The organism is Bradyrhizobium rifense, assembly GCF_008123425.1.
GTDB classification, from domain to species: Bacteria; Pseudomonadota; Alphaproteobacteria; order Rhizobiales; family Xanthobacteraceae; genus Bradyrhizobium; species Bradyrhizobium rifense.
The window spans coordinates 40044-54294 of record NZ_VSSS01000025.1 but is presented as its reverse complement, the minus strand read 5'-3'; the positions used below and the strand labels follow the sequence as shown (position 1 = coordinate 54294).

At 64.3% G+C, this 14251-nt stretch carries 15 protein-coding genes; 8 read left to right on the top strand and 7 right to left on the bottom strand.

Annotated elements, in window-relative coordinates; all coding sequences use genetic code 11:
* Positions 1 to 41: 41 nt before the first annotated feature.
* A complete protein-coding gene (locus FXB40_RS15690) occupies positions 42 to 1037 on the top strand; it encodes a P1 family peptidase (protein WP_148773090.1) in 996 nt (331 codons plus the stop codon).
* A 14-nt stretch (positions 1038 to 1051) separates the two neighbouring features.
* Here the strand turns inward: FXB40_RS15690 and FXB40_RS15685 are convergent, their stop codons facing one another.
* Positions 1052 to 1888, bottom strand: coding sequence for an EF-hand domain-containing protein (locus FXB40_RS15685; RefSeq protein WP_148773089.1), 837 nt, complete (start codon positions 1886 to 1888; stop codon positions 1052 to 1054).
* A 254-nt stretch (positions 1889 to 2142) separates the two neighbouring features.
* On the opposite strand from FXB40_RS15685, the gene rpe reads away from it, so the two are divergent.
* The 3 genes from rpe (at position 2143) to FXB40_RS15675 (ending at position 3317) form a co-directional block, all read left to right on the top strand.
* Complete coding sequence (gene rpe, locus FXB40_RS15680) at positions 2143 to 2844, top strand: ribulose-phosphate 3-epimerase (protein WP_148773088.1); 702 nt, start codon at positions 2143 to 2145, stop codon at positions 2842 to 2844.
* Between the two features lie 151 nt (positions 2845 to 2995).
* Positions 2996 to 3133 carry a hypothetical protein gene (locus FXB40_RS47925; RefSeq protein WP_187436908.1) on the top strand — a complete coding sequence of 46 codons (138 nt, stop codon included), beginning with the start codon at positions 2996 to 2998 and terminating at the stop codon, positions 3131 to 3133.
* Positions 3134 to 3137: 4 nt separating this feature from the next.
* Positions 3138 to 3317 (top strand): hypothetical protein, encoded by a 180-nt coding sequence (locus FXB40_RS15675; protein ID WP_148773087.1) that lies wholly within the window; start codon positions 3138 to 3140, stop codon positions 3315 to 3317.
* Positions 3318 to 3537: 220 nt separating this feature from the next.
* Here the strand turns inward: FXB40_RS15675 and FXB40_RS15665 are convergent, their stop codons facing one another.
* The 5 genes from FXB40_RS15665 to FXB40_RS15645 form a co-directional block, all read right to left on the bottom strand.
* Positions 3538 to 4971, bottom strand: a complete 1434-nt coding sequence (locus FXB40_RS15665; protein WP_148773085.1) for a serine/threonine protein kinase — start codon at positions 4969 to 4971, stop codon at positions 3538 to 3540.
* A gap of 6 nt (positions 4972 to 4977) precedes the next feature.
* Positions 4978 to 5718 carry a metallophosphoesterase family protein gene (locus FXB40_RS15660; protein WP_148773084.1) on the bottom strand — a complete coding sequence of 247 codons (741 nt, stop codon included), beginning with the start codon at positions 5716 to 5718 and terminating at the stop codon, positions 4978 to 4980.
* 117 nt (positions 5719 to 5835) lie between these two features.
* Positions 5836 to 6441, bottom strand: coding sequence for a hypothetical protein (locus tag FXB40_RS15655; protein WP_148773083.1), 606 nt, complete (start codon positions 6439 to 6441; stop codon positions 5836 to 5838).
* Positions 6434 to 7120: a DUF2135 domain-containing protein gene (locus FXB40_RS15650; protein WP_148773082.1), complete on the bottom strand. Its 687-nt coding sequence runs from the start codon at positions 7118 to 7120 to the stop codon at positions 6434 to 6436. The genes FXB40_RS15655 and FXB40_RS15650 overlap by 8 nt, the downstream gene beginning before the upstream one ends.
* Positions 7117 to 7887, bottom strand: coding sequence for a MotA/TolQ/ExbB proton channel family protein (locus tag FXB40_RS15645; protein ID WP_148773081.1), 771 nt, complete (start codon positions 7885 to 7887; stop codon positions 7117 to 7119). Before FXB40_RS15645 ends, FXB40_RS15650 begins: the two co-directional genes overlap by 4 nt.
* A 181-nt stretch (positions 7888 to 8068) precedes the next feature.
* Here FXB40_RS15645 and FXB40_RS15640 point away from each other — a divergent pair, with 181 nt between their 5' ends.
* The 3 genes from FXB40_RS15640 (at position 8069) to FXB40_RS15630 (ending at position 11385) form a co-directional block, all read left to right on the top strand.
* Positions 8069 to 9436 carry a sensor histidine kinase gene (locus FXB40_RS15640; RefSeq protein WP_148773080.1) on the top strand — a complete coding sequence of 456 codons (1368 nt, stop codon included), beginning with the start codon at positions 8069 to 8071 and terminating at the stop codon, positions 9434 to 9436.
* A gap of 7 nt (positions 9437 to 9443) precedes the next feature.
* Positions 9444 to 10094: a response regulator gene (locus tag FXB40_RS15635; RefSeq protein ID WP_148773079.1), complete on the top strand. Its 651-nt coding sequence runs from the start codon at positions 9444 to 9446 to the stop codon at positions 10092 to 10094.
* A 259-nt stretch (positions 10095 to 10353) separates the two neighbouring features.
* Positions 10354 to 11385, top strand: coding sequence for an MBL fold metallo-hydrolase (locus FXB40_RS15630; protein ID WP_148773183.1), 1032 nt, complete (start codon positions 10354 to 10356; stop codon positions 11383 to 11385).
* Between the two features lie 444 nt (positions 11386 to 11829).
* On the opposite strand, the gene FXB40_RS15620 is transcribed toward FXB40_RS15630, so the two are convergent.
* Positions 11830 to 12414 (bottom strand): TetR/AcrR family transcriptional regulator, encoded by a 585-nt coding sequence (locus FXB40_RS15620; protein ID WP_148773077.1) that lies wholly within the window; start codon positions 12412 to 12414, stop codon positions 11830 to 11832.
* 621 nt (positions 12415 to 13035) lie between these two features.
* Between FXB40_RS15620 and FXB40_RS15615 the strand changes: the two genes are divergently transcribed.
* The gene (locus tag FXB40_RS15615) at positions 13036 to 14208 is read left to right on the top strand and encodes a M20 aminoacylase family protein (RefSeq protein WP_148773076.1); all 1173 of its coding nucleotides are present in this window, start codon (positions 13036 to 13038) and stop codon (positions 14206 to 14208) included.
* The last annotated feature ends 43 nt before the right edge of the window (positions 14209 to 14251 follow it).

The window sequence follows — 14251 nt, the reverse complement described above, 5'->3', positions numbered from 1 at the left end:
CGCCTGCGCTATCGCTGAGGCGATGCAGCGGAGTGCCGTCCTTGAAGAACCTCCTCACCGATATCGCCGGCGTCCGCGTCGGCCACGCCCATGATGCAAAACTCGCCTCGGGCACGACGGCGATCGTGTTCGACCAGCCGGCGGTCGCGGCGATCGATGTCCGCGGCGGCGGTCCCGGCACGCGCGAGGACACGTTGCTCGACCTTGCCAGCACACAGGATCGCGTCGATGCGATCGCGCTATCCGGCGGCTCCGCCTTCGGGATCGAGGCCGGCGGCGGCGTGCAAGCCTGGCTCGCCGAACAAGGCCGCGGTCTCAATATCCGCGGCGCGTTGATCCCACTTGTGCCGGGCGCGATCCTGTTCGACCTGCTCAACGGCGGCGACAAGGCGTGGGGCCGCTTCGCGCCCTATCGCGATCTCGGCTACGCAGCTGCTGTCTCCGCCGGCACCGAGTTCGCGCTCGGCAGCATTGGTGCCGGATTGGGTGCCACCACAGCAACTTTCAAGGGCGGCCTCGGCTCGGCGTCCGCCGTCACCAGCAGCGGCATCACAGTCGCGGCGCTCATCGCCGTCAATGCGGTCGGCAGCGCCACCGTCGGCGACGGACCGTGGTTCTGGGCGGCGCCGTTCGAGGTCGACGGCGAGTTCGGCGGCCGTGGACTGCCTGACAAATTTACCAACGACATGCTCAGGATGCGCATCAAGGGTGGCCCCGCCGTAACCGAGCGCGAAAACACCACGATCGGCGTCGTGGTCACAGACGCGGTGCTGACCAAGCCCCAGGCCAAGCGGCTGGCGATGATCGCGCATACCGGCTTCGCGCGCGCGATCTATCCAGTGCATGCCCCGACCGATGGTGACGTTCTGTTCGCCGCCGCCACATGCGTGAAGCCGATCGATCCGATCGCAGGCCTCACCGAGCTCGGCATGGTCGCCGCCAACGTCGTCGCACGTGCGATCGCCCGCGGCATCTACAGCGCGACCGCGCTGCCGTTCCCGGGCGCGCTGCCAGCGTGGAAGGATCGGTTTGGCTAGGCTTCAGAGCGCGTTTACACGCTCATCGACATCGATGAAGAGGCCGAGGTAGCGGACGATCCCTGCCCTTGGCGCTGCATCATCTGCGCAAACCAGTCATAGGGCGAATTGCCCGCGCCCGAGCCATTTGAAGAGCTGGAAGCGCCCGGCACCGTCGTCGTCATCTTGAAGCCGTCGGCATAGGTGACGGTGGTGGTGGTCGAACCATCGGCGCCGGTCGACGTGGTCGAGGTCGACCCGCCGCTCGAGGATGACGACGAGGAGTCCGAGCCGCTGCCGGACGCATCGTCCGAACTGCTCGCAGCCTGCGCATGGTGGTGGCCGCCGTGATGGCCACCGGCGCCCTTCAGCGCCTTCGACATCTCGTCGAGGCTGACGCTGCCGTCGGAATTGCTATCGAGCTTGGAGAACACGTCGTCGGCCTGCGCCAGATTGGTGCCGCCGGCGCCAAGCGCTTTCTCGAACTCGGACTTGGTGATCTGGCCGTCGCCATTGGCGTCGATCTGCGAGAACAGGTCCTTCAGCGCGTCGTCCTGGCTCGTCGAAGTCGAGGATGTCGAGCTCGATGACGTGGAGGTGGTCGAGCTGCTCGTGGCGCTCGTGCTGTCCGACGACTGGCTTTGCGCGGCGATCAGCGCGCTCATCGTCTCCGGCGAGATCTGCGCGCAATTGCCGGAATTGACCGATGAGGTCGCGCCGCCGCTCGTGCTGTTGCTGCTGGTGTCGATCGCGAACGGATCGGTCGCACCTTGCGACGATCCGGTCTTCTGTGTCGACGACGAGGACTTCGAGTTCGTCAGCGATTGAATGGCATCGAGCGCACCCGAGACGGCGCCAAGCGCAAACAACATTGCACAACTCCAACCCATGCGGCATGCCGCGGCCAATGTTCTGGCCGTAAGGTCAGCAAGCGACGTGCCAGCGCGAAAAGCTCAATGAAATCCGTATCCGCCGCGCTTTTCAGGACCGGGGAACATCGGCAATTCATGCCGCCGACGGCAGAATTTTCCGCCCACAGGAAGCTCGCCCTCCCTGCATTGCCCGGCCGGGAGGCCCATGTTAGGCGAGGCCATTCGTCCCTTCGGCCGCCACGGGAAACAGCGCCATGACCCAAGCCTTCGCCCCCCGCCCCCTGGCAATCGCGCCCTCGATCCTGGCCTCGGACTTCTCCAAGCTCGGCGAGGAGGTTCGTGCGGTGGACGCCGCAGGCGCCGACTGGATCCATCTCGACGTGATGGACGGGCACTTCGTTCCCAACATTTCCTACGGCCCCGACGTCATCAAGGCGATGCGCCCGCACACCAAGAAGGTGTTCGACGCCCATCTGATGATCTCGCCCTGTGATCCCTATCTCGAGGCCTTTGCCAAGGCCGGCTGCGACCACATCACCGTGCATGCTGAGGCGGGTCCGCATTTGCACCGCTCGCTGCAGGCGATCCGCGCGCTCGGCAAGAAGGCCGGCGTCTCGCTCAATCCGGGTACGCCGATCAGCGTGCTCGAATATGTGCTCGACCTGGTCGACCTCGTGCTGGTGATGTCGGTCAATCCAGGCTTCGGCGGCCAGGCTTTCATCCACTCTGCGATCGGCAAGATCCGCGACATCCGCGCGATGACGGCGGGCCGGCCGATCGACATCGAAGTCGACGGCGGCGTCGGCCCCGACAATGCGGGCGCACTGGCAGCCGCCGGCGCCAATGCCTTCGTCGCCGGCACCTCCGTGTTCAAAGGCGGCACGCAGGAAGCCTACAAGACCAACATCGCAGCGATCCGCAACGCGGCGCTCGGGACCCGCGGCGAAGCGATCTGAAGCACCGCCACGCGCCCGCAAACCTGCGGTACTTACGGGTGTTGCGACGCGCAATGCCTACAATTGCAACCACGACCCGTACTCCTCCGGGCTTCCCTGATTCGTGCAAATCACCGCTAGTGATTCCTGCCTGATTGGACAGGAGCACATCATGACGACGACCCTGGTTTGGACTGGCGTGGCGTTGTGGATCGGTTTTTGTGCGTTCGTTGTGTTCGGCCCGTCGGCCGGACCGGTAAGGGTCACGGCGCGTTCGACCCGCATCATCGGCCACCGCTATCGGGCCTGATGCCATGCAGATCGCCCTCGTAAAGCGTCAGCCGAAACGCAGGTGCCGCATCCCGCGTCGTCCGCATCCGAACCTGGACTATTTCTTCGGCCGGCTCGAACGCACCGAAGGCGAGATGCGCGATGATCCCGGCGCCGAGACGGCGGACCTGGACCACCCATTCCGGTCACCGCGCCGGCATTGAAATCTTTTCTGGACCAAGACTGATGAAACCGCATTGCCCGAACTGCCTCAAGGAAATGACCAAGGCGTCAGTGTCGCGTAACCTCTTCAACTGCGAACCCTGCCGAGAGATAATTCAGTATTTCGGCGGCAGTGCGGATCACGGCGAGCCGGGGCCCCAGTTCTCCTGGCCGATCCGCCGCAAGCGTTCGGTCCACACCGCCCACGCGGCCTGAACTTTCCTAGCCCCACACCACGCCGGCGTCTGGTTTCGCAGCAGCCATCCGCGGCGGCCGCACCACGGTGACAGTGCAGGTCGCCTCTGCAGCCACCTTGGCCGAGACACTGCCGAGCCAGGTACGCCTGAACGAATTTTGCCGCGCCCCGATGATGAGATGGTCGACCGAGTTCATCTCGGCGAATTCCAGCAGCGCCGTGGCAGGATCGACCGCCTCCAGCACATGAACCGACAGCCGGTTCTCGTCCAGCTTCAACGGCGTGGCCCAATGCCGGAGCGCGACGAGGCGGTCGATGTGCTTGTTGGAGCCCTGCTCGTCCAGCGTCTTGTCGACGGCGATGCGATTGAGCTTCAACACATTGACGCAGGCGAGCCGGGCTGACGGCAGCGTCGCCAGGATGCGCTCCGTGGTGACCCGCAGCGACTCGTTCAGTTCCGGCGCACCTTCCGCCGTATCGAGCGCGACTGTCACGATCGGGCTCATCGCGATCTGCGTCGCGAGATCCGATCTCGCACCCGACGGCTTGACGTCGGGGTTGAAACGGCGTCGCCAGGCGACGCTGAGGGGATCGCGCTTCATCCGCTCCGCACGCGCCGTGAGCTTGACCTGGTCCGGATGGGTCAGATCGAAGGCGAGCTGGGCCGCTGTCGGATAACGCCAGTCCGGCTCAATCTCGAGGCACCGCAGCACCACCTCCTGGAGCCAGGGCGGATAGTCGCTGCGGAGCGCACGCGGCGGATAAGGATCGCGCCACAGCCGGCGCCGTATCGCGCGCAGCGTCTCACCCTCGCCGAAGGGACGTTCGCCGGTGGTGAAGAAATAGAGCAGCACCCCGAGCGAAAACAGATCGCTGCGCGGATCGTCGCGCACCCCCAGAATGCGTTCCGGCGCCATATAGGGCGCGGTGCCGTAAGGCAGGCGGAACTCCGCCTGCAACAGATCGGGCAGATGGTCATGATGCGACAGGCCGAAGTCGATCAGCACCGCTTCACCATTGTCGCGGAACATGATGCTGCTCGGCTTGATGTCGTGATGGATCACGTTCTGCCGGTGCAAATCGGCGAGCGCGGTCGCGATCTTCGCGACGAGCAGCCGAACCTCGTCGTAAGGCAGCGGCAGGTCGGGCAGCCGCTTGTAGAGGGTTGTCCCTGAAATGCGCTCGATCACGGCGTAGGCCTGATGCGCGAAATCGCCGGTGCCGTAGCAGTGCGGCACATGGGGCCCTGTCAGCCGGGGCAGGATCATCATCTCCATCTCGAAGGAGACGATCGCCGCCGGGTCCTCGCCCTCGGACGCCCTCGGAATCTTCATCAGCAGCGGCGCGTCTATGCCGACATGGGTGACGGTCCAGAGCGTTGCCATGCCGCCGGCATGCACGCATTCGCCGATCGTGTAGCCGTCGATGACGGCGCCGGGTTTGACCAGGGGTTTCGGCATCGGCGTCTAGCGCCCCTCCGACAGCCGGTCGGCGAGCCAGTGCGGCAGGCCGTTCTCACGGATCCGGTTCGCCGCGGTCGCGACGTCATAGGGCGCTCGGCAATAGGTGACCTGGCATGAGACCGTATCGAACAGCACGAAAGCCGCCGATGGATCGCCGTCGCGCGGCTGGCCGACCGCACCGAGCACAGCCAGCCATTGCCGCCCGCGCAGGAGTGGCACTGAAACATCGGTCTTGGGCACGAGGCCCGTCATCTTCGCCGTCACCGACATCGAATAAAGCGCGGGACGGTGAATGTGGCCGCAGAAGGTCACGTGGGCGGGGGTCGATATCAGGCTCTTGGCAGCGTCCGCCGTCGAGCGAATGTAGTGCCAGCGCTGGGGTTGAGACGCTTCCGAGTGCACGAACAGGCGGTCGCCGTCCTCGACGAGCATCGGCAGCTCGGCAAGAAACCGGCGCTGCGCGACGTCGAGCCGTCCGCGCGTCCATTCGATCGCAATCTGGGCCTCATTGTTCATGGTCTCGGACGAGGAGTTCACCGCCTGGTCGTGATTGCCGCGGACGGCGACGGCGCCCTGGGTGACCAGCTCCATCGCGGTATCCACGACCCATTCCGGATCGGCGCCATAGCCGACGAAATCGCCGAGCATGACGAACCGCTCCGCGCCCTTCGCGCGGGCCGCCTTCAGGCACGCCTCGAACGCCTGCCGGTTGCCGTGGATATCCGAGAAGACAGCGAGAAGCACGCACCCTCCACCCTCAAATTCTTAATTGACGCCGATAAAGCCAATTTGAGGGAGGCGGGCAAGATGCGCCAGGGCGGGGCGGTTGACCAGCGCTGCGCTTCCGCAATGGTGAAGAGCCTATTGCTCGTCCTTGGGCGGCATCCGGGGTGGTGGCAGCGGCGTGAAGACGGCGCCTTGCGCGCCGGCCGGCGGGGCATTGAACTCTCCGGTCGAGGAATCGCCGCCGCTGGTCTCGAGGATGACCTTGGGCGTCACATATTCCCGGACCATGTCGATCAGGCTGCCCTCGCCGCCGCCGAAATCCGCCGCGCGTCCGCCTTGCGGGTGGCCCGCAGCGATCTCGTTCTCGGCGGCATGGGTCTTATCGGCCAGGGTGTCGTTGTAGGGGACGCGGAAGGCGCGCGGGATGCCGCTCGGACGATGATCCTCGTCGAGTTCCTCGACCCACAGATAGATCGAGCCGGGATCGCCCTCCAGCGAATGCGGCTCGACGATCCGCGCCTTGAGCAGCTTGAACGCGGTGGGCAGCCGGTCCGTGCTGGCCCAGCCGAGCAGCCCGCGCATTTCCGTGAAGCTGACGACATAGAAGGCGCTGGTCACGACCACCGCGACCGCCTTCAGCGACCAGTGCAGCCGCGCATAGACCAGAACGACCAGCAGCAGCGCGCCGATGACGGCATAGGCGACCGACAAAGTGAGGATGACCGTCGGCAGATTAATCACGGCGCACCCTCGCGGCGTTCTTGCTCACACCGGTCCTCGGGTCGAGATCGGCCCCGTTGCGCCAAGTGCTGCGAAACGTCTCGAGAAGCGATTTCGGCCGCTGGTCCACATTGACCACCTTGCCTTCGGCGTCGAGCCGGAACCGCACCGCGGTCTTCTCGTCACCGGTGTGGTCGAGCGTGAACTTGTTGTCGAAGACCACCTGCGCGGTCGGATTGAGTTTCTGCACCTTCACATTGGCTGTGACAGGCTCGCCGGTCGTGGCGACGAAATGCGAGACGTTGACGGTGTATTCGCCGGCGACGATACCGCGTACCGTCACGATCTCCTCGCGGATGGGTGAAGCGATCTTCTTGCCGTTGACCATGATGAAGTCGTTGGCCCCGCCGCGATCGTCGCGATCGAGCGTGAGGAAGCCGGCCTCGCGGTGGCGATACCATGCGATGTTGCCGGCGGGATCCTGCACGAACAGGTCGAGATCGTCAGGGTGATTGTCCGGCCAGTCCAGCGTGATCATGAACTCGGCCTTGGAGTCGATCTTGCCCTCCTTGGCATCGGGAGAGACCGCGAGCAGCGCGAGGAAGAACAGGAAGGCGACCACCTGGAGCGCCTTGAACAGCATCACGCCCAGCGGATCGAACGGCTCCTCGCGCGGATAGAGACCGAAATCATCCATCATGACGGCGTTCCGGCGCCTTTGCGCTCCAGAACCGGCGTCACATAGGTCTCGGTCAGGACCACGGCGTCGGAGAACACCCGCTGGGTTGCGGAATCCAGCATGTAATACTGGATGCGGACCAGGATGGAACCGACGAGACCAGCCAGCGTCGTGTACATCGCAACCGCCATGCCGTCGCTCATCAGCCCCATCGAAGAGCGCATCGCGACCTTGTCGGCGGCATCCAGCCCGGCAATTGGCGCCAGCATGATGATGAAGCCGATGATAGTGCCGAGCAGCCCGAGCTTCATCAGCGTGTCGGAGACGAAAGCGCCGAAGCCGTTGGAGCCGCGCAGGCGGTCGGCAAGCGTCCGCAGCAGCAGCGTCTGATCGACCGGGCGATAATCCTGCGCCGCGGCTTTCGTCACAAGGCTGTCGATATGATCGCGCACCAGCCCGCGCGGCAGCGCGGTCGCGCTCGCATCGAGCACCTTACTGCCGTCGGGCGACGCCAGCACCGCGCGGCAGCGCCGTGCCGCCGCTCCTTCACGCGCGATCGCCCGTGTGCGCAGGAAGCAATGACCGCAGGTCAGGATATAGAGCACCGCGATCACGCTCGAAATGTAGGTCCGGTCCGAGGTCAGCATCAGATGGATCAGGCCGAACCGCCACAGCAGCACGACGGCGAAGATCGATAGCCCGGTAAAAATCATCCAGAACAGCAGCGCGCTGCGCTCGGATGGGTCGGTCGCGGTGTTCGCGATCGGTCCAATCGTCATCGAACTCATGCTGCACTGCTCCTGACCTGCGATTCCGCCCCGATTAGATCAAAGCCGCCGCGCCCGGTCTAAAGACCCATGCCCAATCCGGCTTGGGAAAATTGCCCGAGCTGCAATCTTGCCGCGCCTCGCAATTGGCAAGGTCGGGCTGCGTTGTTAGGCTGAGCTTACCAAACTTTGGGGTGATCGCATGCGCCTCGTGCTTCAGCTTGTCGCCCGTCTGCTTCTCATCGTTGCGCTCTGCCTGGGAGCCGCGACCATATGGGCCACGTTCGATGCCTATCGCAGCGTCGACCGGGCGACTGCGGCCTCCGCGCAGCGGGTCGCACAGGCGCTCCAGGCATTGTATTGGCACGAGCTCTTGCTGCGCAGCAGCAGGATGCGCGAGCATCTCGTGCCGGTTCCGGAGTGGCGGACGCTGGAGACGATGAAGCTGATCTCGCCCGGTGTCTGCGTCGAGTTCCAGCCGGCGACCTCATTCGAAAAGCCGCTTTGCGGCCAGAGCCAGGGGATCGGCAGGACGCCGCCGCGCTGGTTCGCTGCCATCGTTCCGACCTTCCTCGGCAGCCACGCCGAGGTGGTGCGGCCCGTCAGCCCCCGCGCTGCGGCCGCCGGAACGGTGGTCGCGACACCGGATGAAGCCGCCGCAATCTCGCTCGCGTGGGAGTACATTCTCAACGTGATCGACGTCGCGCTGCTGATGGCGGCGGCGATCGCCCTGCTCGCCTCGCTGGCGATCGCGCACACGCTGGCGCCGGCGCGGGCTATTGTGCTTGCCCTGCAACGCATGGCGCGCGGACAGTATCGCACCAAACTGCCGCGCTTCCGCTCCATGGAGCTTGGGATGATCGGCGGCGCCGTCGAGAAACTCGGCAGCCGGCTGGAAGAATCCGTCGAACAACGCGCGGCGCTGACGCGGCGCCTGATCGAGATCCGAGACGACGAGCGGCGCGCGCTCGCCCGCGAGCTGCATGACGAGTTCGGGCAAAATCTCTCCGCCATCCTGGCTTTCGCCAACACGATTGAGACGGCGAGTGTGAAAGACAAGGATCATGGCATCGCGCAGGACTCGCGCATGATCTCGCAGGCCACGCACCATTTGATGGCCTCGCTGCGCGATGCGCTGAAGCGGCTGCGCAATCCCCTGCCCGAGGAACTCGGGCTCGAGGCAAGCCTCGTCAACCTCGTCGACAGCTGGCGCTCGCAGAGCGCGACGCAGCCGACGATCCAGCTCGACCTCAAGGGCGACCTCACCGACATCAGCGGTCCGGCCGCCACGACCGCCTATCGCGTCGCCCAGGAATGCCTGACCAACGCACTGCGCCACGGTGCGGCCCGCGAGATCTCGTTACACGTCGAGCGGTGCGCGGGCGAGGACGATACGCTGCTGATCCGCGTCGTGGACGACGGCGGCGGCGATGCGGCGCGCGTGGCGCGCTCCGCCGGCTTCGGCCTCACCGGCATCCGCGAGCGCGTCGCAGCTGCCGGCGGATCATTGTCGATCCTGCCCGCAAGCCGCGGGCTCAGTGTCGCCGCGACAATCCCGCTTGCTGCATGAGGCCGCCATGAGCGAGGTCGCAGCAACAGGCATCTCGGTTCTGTTGGTCGACGACCATCCGATCGTCCGCCAGGGCTACCGGCGCGTGCTGGAGAGCCAGGGCGATCTCCACGTCGTGGCGGAGGCCGACAACGCTGCGGATGCCTACGGCGCCTTCAAGACGCATGACCCCGACGTCGTGCTGATGGACATCTCGATGCCCGGCGCCAGCGGGCTCGAGGCCATCCGCAACATCCGTGCACGCAATCCGCGGGCGCGGATCCTCGTCTTCACCATGCACAACGAGGCCGTGCTGGTGAAAGCCGCCTTCAGTGCCGGCGCTTCCGGCTTCGTCACCAAGAGCAGCGCCCCCTCCGCTGTCGTCAACGCCATCCGCAGCGTCGCCCGCGGCGAGCGGGCCATGAGCGACGACATCGCACATGTGCTGGCCGAGGACAGCCTGTCGACAGGCTCAGCGCTGGATCAACTGGGCGAGCGCGAGATCGAGATTTTGCGCCAGTTCGCCGGCGGCGCCACCACCGAAGAGATCGCGACGCATCTCAATCTCAGCGTCAAGACCGTCCAGAACTATCACTATCTGATCAAGACCAAGACCGGCGCGCGCACGGATGCACAGCTCGTTCGGCTGGCGGCGGCTTGCGGGCTGACGAAGATCTAGAGTTTGTCGGCTGGACGTTGAAGCGCCCAAGTCTGAAGCGCCCAGGTCTGAAATACCCAAGCCTGAGAATATCTGGTTCCGGCCGGCCGCCCCAACGAACGTCTCCAGTCTCTCTCAGATTGTGCTAGGCTCGATCGCAGGCACGGCATCCGGCGGATGTCTGCTGGGCTCCGATCTTGACGCGAGCCTTTTGGCCCTGCTCTTTCGAAGCCGCCCTCGTTCCCGTTGTATGTTTGGCACGACAACAGGAGACGCTTCCATGAACATCAGGAACAGTCTTCTTGCAGCACTGATCGCCTTCAACGTTTTCGCGATCGGAACCACTAAAAGCGCAGCAGTCGAGACGAAAGACCAGATCACAATTCTTTATGACGCCTTCGGCACAAATGACGCGATGACAAAGGACTGGGGCTTTTCCGCCCTTGTCGAAGTCGCGGGAAAACGCATCTTGTTCGACACGGGTAACGACCCCGAAATCTTCGCGGCAAACGTGAAGGCCAAGGGTGTCAACCTCTCGGAGCTCGACTTTGTCGTTCTTTCGCACCGCCACTCCGATCATATGGCGGGTCTGTCCTACGTCCTGAGCGTCAATCCGACCGTCAAGATCTACGCGCCGAAGGAAGGATTTGGCATCTACGGCTCTTCGCTGCCGTCCAGCTTCTACCGGAAAGACGAGGCCTTGCCGCCGGAGATGCGGTACTATGGAGGCAAGCCCCCAGCGGTGATGAAGTCCGGCTCGGCATGGGCCAACGCAAATTTCGAACTAATCGATCAAACGACCGAGATTGCTCCTGGTATCACGCTTATTTCGCTGATCTCCGACGCGCCCGGAACAAGAGAACTCAAGGAGCTGTCTTTGGCCGTCAACACCGCAGAAGGCGTAGTCCTTCTGGTCGGTTGTTCGCACCCCGGGATCGAGCGCATTGTCGAAGCGGCGACCGGTATCAATCCCAGGATTCGTCTCATCGCCGGCGGATTTCATCTGGTCGTCGCGCCTGACGAGGCAATCGCGAAAGTCGTTACCGCTCTGAAGGACAGGTTCAAGGTCGACGCCGTAGCACCGGGGCATTGCACCGGTGAGCCCACGTTTGCCGCGCTCAAGACGGCGTTCGGCGACAGCTATCTCTATGCCGGCCTCGGCACGTCGAATTCGGTTGGAACGAGTGGGAATACCAGACGCGGGGAAGGTCCGACGCTTGACGACCTTGCGACATATCGGCAACTGGCCGCGCGCGAAGACCCGTTCGGCATATTGCGGTCACGCGGGTTGCGGTCGGGATCCGCGCTCTAGCGCGGCGGCGCGCAGTTCGCACCTTTATCCAACGCTTGAGGCGGGCGGAATGGAACCGACACCGTCGCGCTTTGGTTAGCAACACAGTGAAGGAGTTGCGCCATGAGTAAGGCTATGCACCGACCCCTCGTCGATCCTCCGCTCCTCACCGTGGGCGAACTCATCGACCAACTTTGCCGCTTGCCAGATACGGCCGTCATCCACTTCCGCTGCCCTGCACTCGATCAGGAGCTCACATTCTACCGGCTTCGGAGGCGGTCAAAGGACGCTGTCGAAATCGCGGTGAATACATATCCAGAGAGCCCGCCGGTTGTCGCATCCTCCGACGCCACTTTTCACCCGCGGAGGCAATCGTCCCCCTCGCCTTCCCTTCGTGAGGAGGCCCTTCTTCGCAAGGCGAAAGGCTGAATCGGCGGCTACGCGCTTTGGAAGGAGCGTGTCGGTCTAAGCCTTCAACCCGCGCAGCACCAGCGCGAGTGTCGCATCGACGCGCGCAGGCAGATCGGCATCCTTCCACTCGTCGGCATGGGCCGGATGGTGGAAGCGGACGGTCGCATCGAAGATCGCGCGCGCGTTCGTCTTGACATCGTCCACAGCGAACACGCCCTGCTTCACGCCGTCGGTCAGGATCGCCGCGATCTGGTCGATCATGGTGTCCTTGTGGCACTTGACCGCCGCGCAGGCCTCGCGCGCCAGCGTCAGATAGGTCTCGAACATCTCGGGGTCGTCGAGCACACGCGAACGCTTCGCCGCGAACAGCGTGCGCAGCCAGCGGTCCAGCCGCACAGGCGCAGGTCCCTGCTCCTGGGCGATCGCCAGCAACGGCGCGTCGATGCGGTCAAGCCAGCGCTTGGCGACGGCCTCGCGAAGCGAAGCCTTGCTCGGGAAATGGCGATAGACACTGCCGTGGCTCACATCGAGCGCACGGGCAACATCGACCACTGTGGCCTTGGCGAGTCCGTAGCGCCTCAAAACGTCCTCGGTGACTTCGAGGATCCGCTCCGGCGTCAAGACAACGGCTTCGTTCATGCCAGCACCATGTTCCCTTTAAGGGCTCAGTTACCCGGCGATGGAGCTGCTTCCGAAGCGCCCTTGCCGGCCGTCTCGGAAAGCTCTCGCCCTAATGAGGCAGTTTTGCAGCCTGCGCCGCGATCTGGCGCGCCACCAGCAAATTGAGCCAATGCCCAATCGTCCCGGTGAGATTGATGATTTCGGTCGTCATTGTCGTAAGTCTCCAATCATTGGCGGTCCCCGTTGTTCAATTTCAACCCTCGATCCCCATTTGTTGGGATGTCGGGGTTCCGGGATGCCGCCAGACGCCCAATTGGAGCGTCCAAAAAGGGATATACACGTCTAGCTAACAGATTTCAATATCTGTCAGTCAATGATCCGTGATTGACAGCCAATATTTGTGGATACCCCTGCCTGGGTCGCCGGCCCATCGCCCACCAGGCCACTCGCGGACAATGATACCTTCTAGCCCGTCATCCCCCGCCACCTTTGCCGCGCCGCTTGTTTCACCCTCCCCCTCTGACAAATCACGGCGTAAAAAGCATTTTGGCTGGCGCGCCCCCCTTGGGTCGCGGCCCGCCTCCTCAGCGGGGGTACTCTGCGTCCACCCGCCCTACGAAGAAGAAACGGATCCTCTCCATGCCCATCGTCAACCGCATCGCCGCCCTCTCCGATGAAATGGCCGCTTGGCGCCATGACTTCCACGAGAATCCGGAGCTGCTCTACGAAGTCCATCGCACCGCCGGCATCGTCGCCGACAAGCTTCGCGAGTTCGGCTGCGACGAGGTGGTGACGGGCATCGGCCGCACCGGCGTGGTCGGCGTGATCCGCGGCCGCAAGTCCGCCTCCGGCAAGGCGATTGGGCTCCGCGCCGACATGGACGCGCTGCCAATCGTGGAAACCGCCGATGTGCCCTACGCTTCGAAGATCCCCGGCAAGATGCACGCCTGCGGCCATGATGGCCACACCGCAATGCTGCTGGGCGCCGCAAAATACCTCGCCGAGACGCGCAATTTCGACGGTACGGCGGTCGTTATCTTCCAGCCCGCCGAGGAAGGTGGTGGCGGCGGCAAGGCGATGGTCGAAGACGGGCTGATGACGCGCTGGAACATCGACCAGGTCTACGGCATGCACAACATGCCGGGCCTCGCCGAAGGTCATTTCGCGACCACGCCGGGTCCGCTGCTCGCCTCCTCCGACAACATCCAGATCACTGTCCGCGGCAAGGGCGGCCATGCCGGCGCCACCCCGCACCAGGCGATCGACAGCGTCCTGATCGGCTCGCAGATCGTCAACGCGCTGCAATCTATCGTCGCGCGCAACGTCAATCCGCTGCAGTCGGCGGTGATCTCGATCACGCAATTCCACGCCGGCACCGCCTTCAATATCATCCCCGAGACCGCCGAGCTCGGCGGCACCGTACGCACGCTCGATCCTGACGTGCGCGACCTCGTCGAGCGCCGCATCGGCGAAGTCGCCGAGAGCGTCGCCCGCGCCTATGGCGGCTCGGCGGAGACGAAATACACGCGGATGTATCCGGTGACCTTGAATCATGCGCGCGAAGCCGGCGTCGCCGCCGACGTGGCCCGCGACATCGTCGGTGCCGACCGTGTCAACGACAAACTCATCCCGATGATGGGCGCCGAAGATTTCTCGTTCATGCTGGAAGCGCGCCCCGGCGCAATGATTCTCGTCGGCATGGGCGACAGCCCGGCGTGCCATCACCCGGCTTACGTCTTCAACGACAACATCCTCGGCCACGGCGCCTCGTTCTGGGTGCGCCTGATCGAAACCGCGATGCCGGTGGACTAACGTCTGTCTCGGTCTCGTAGCTTCGTAGGGTGGGTTAGCGACG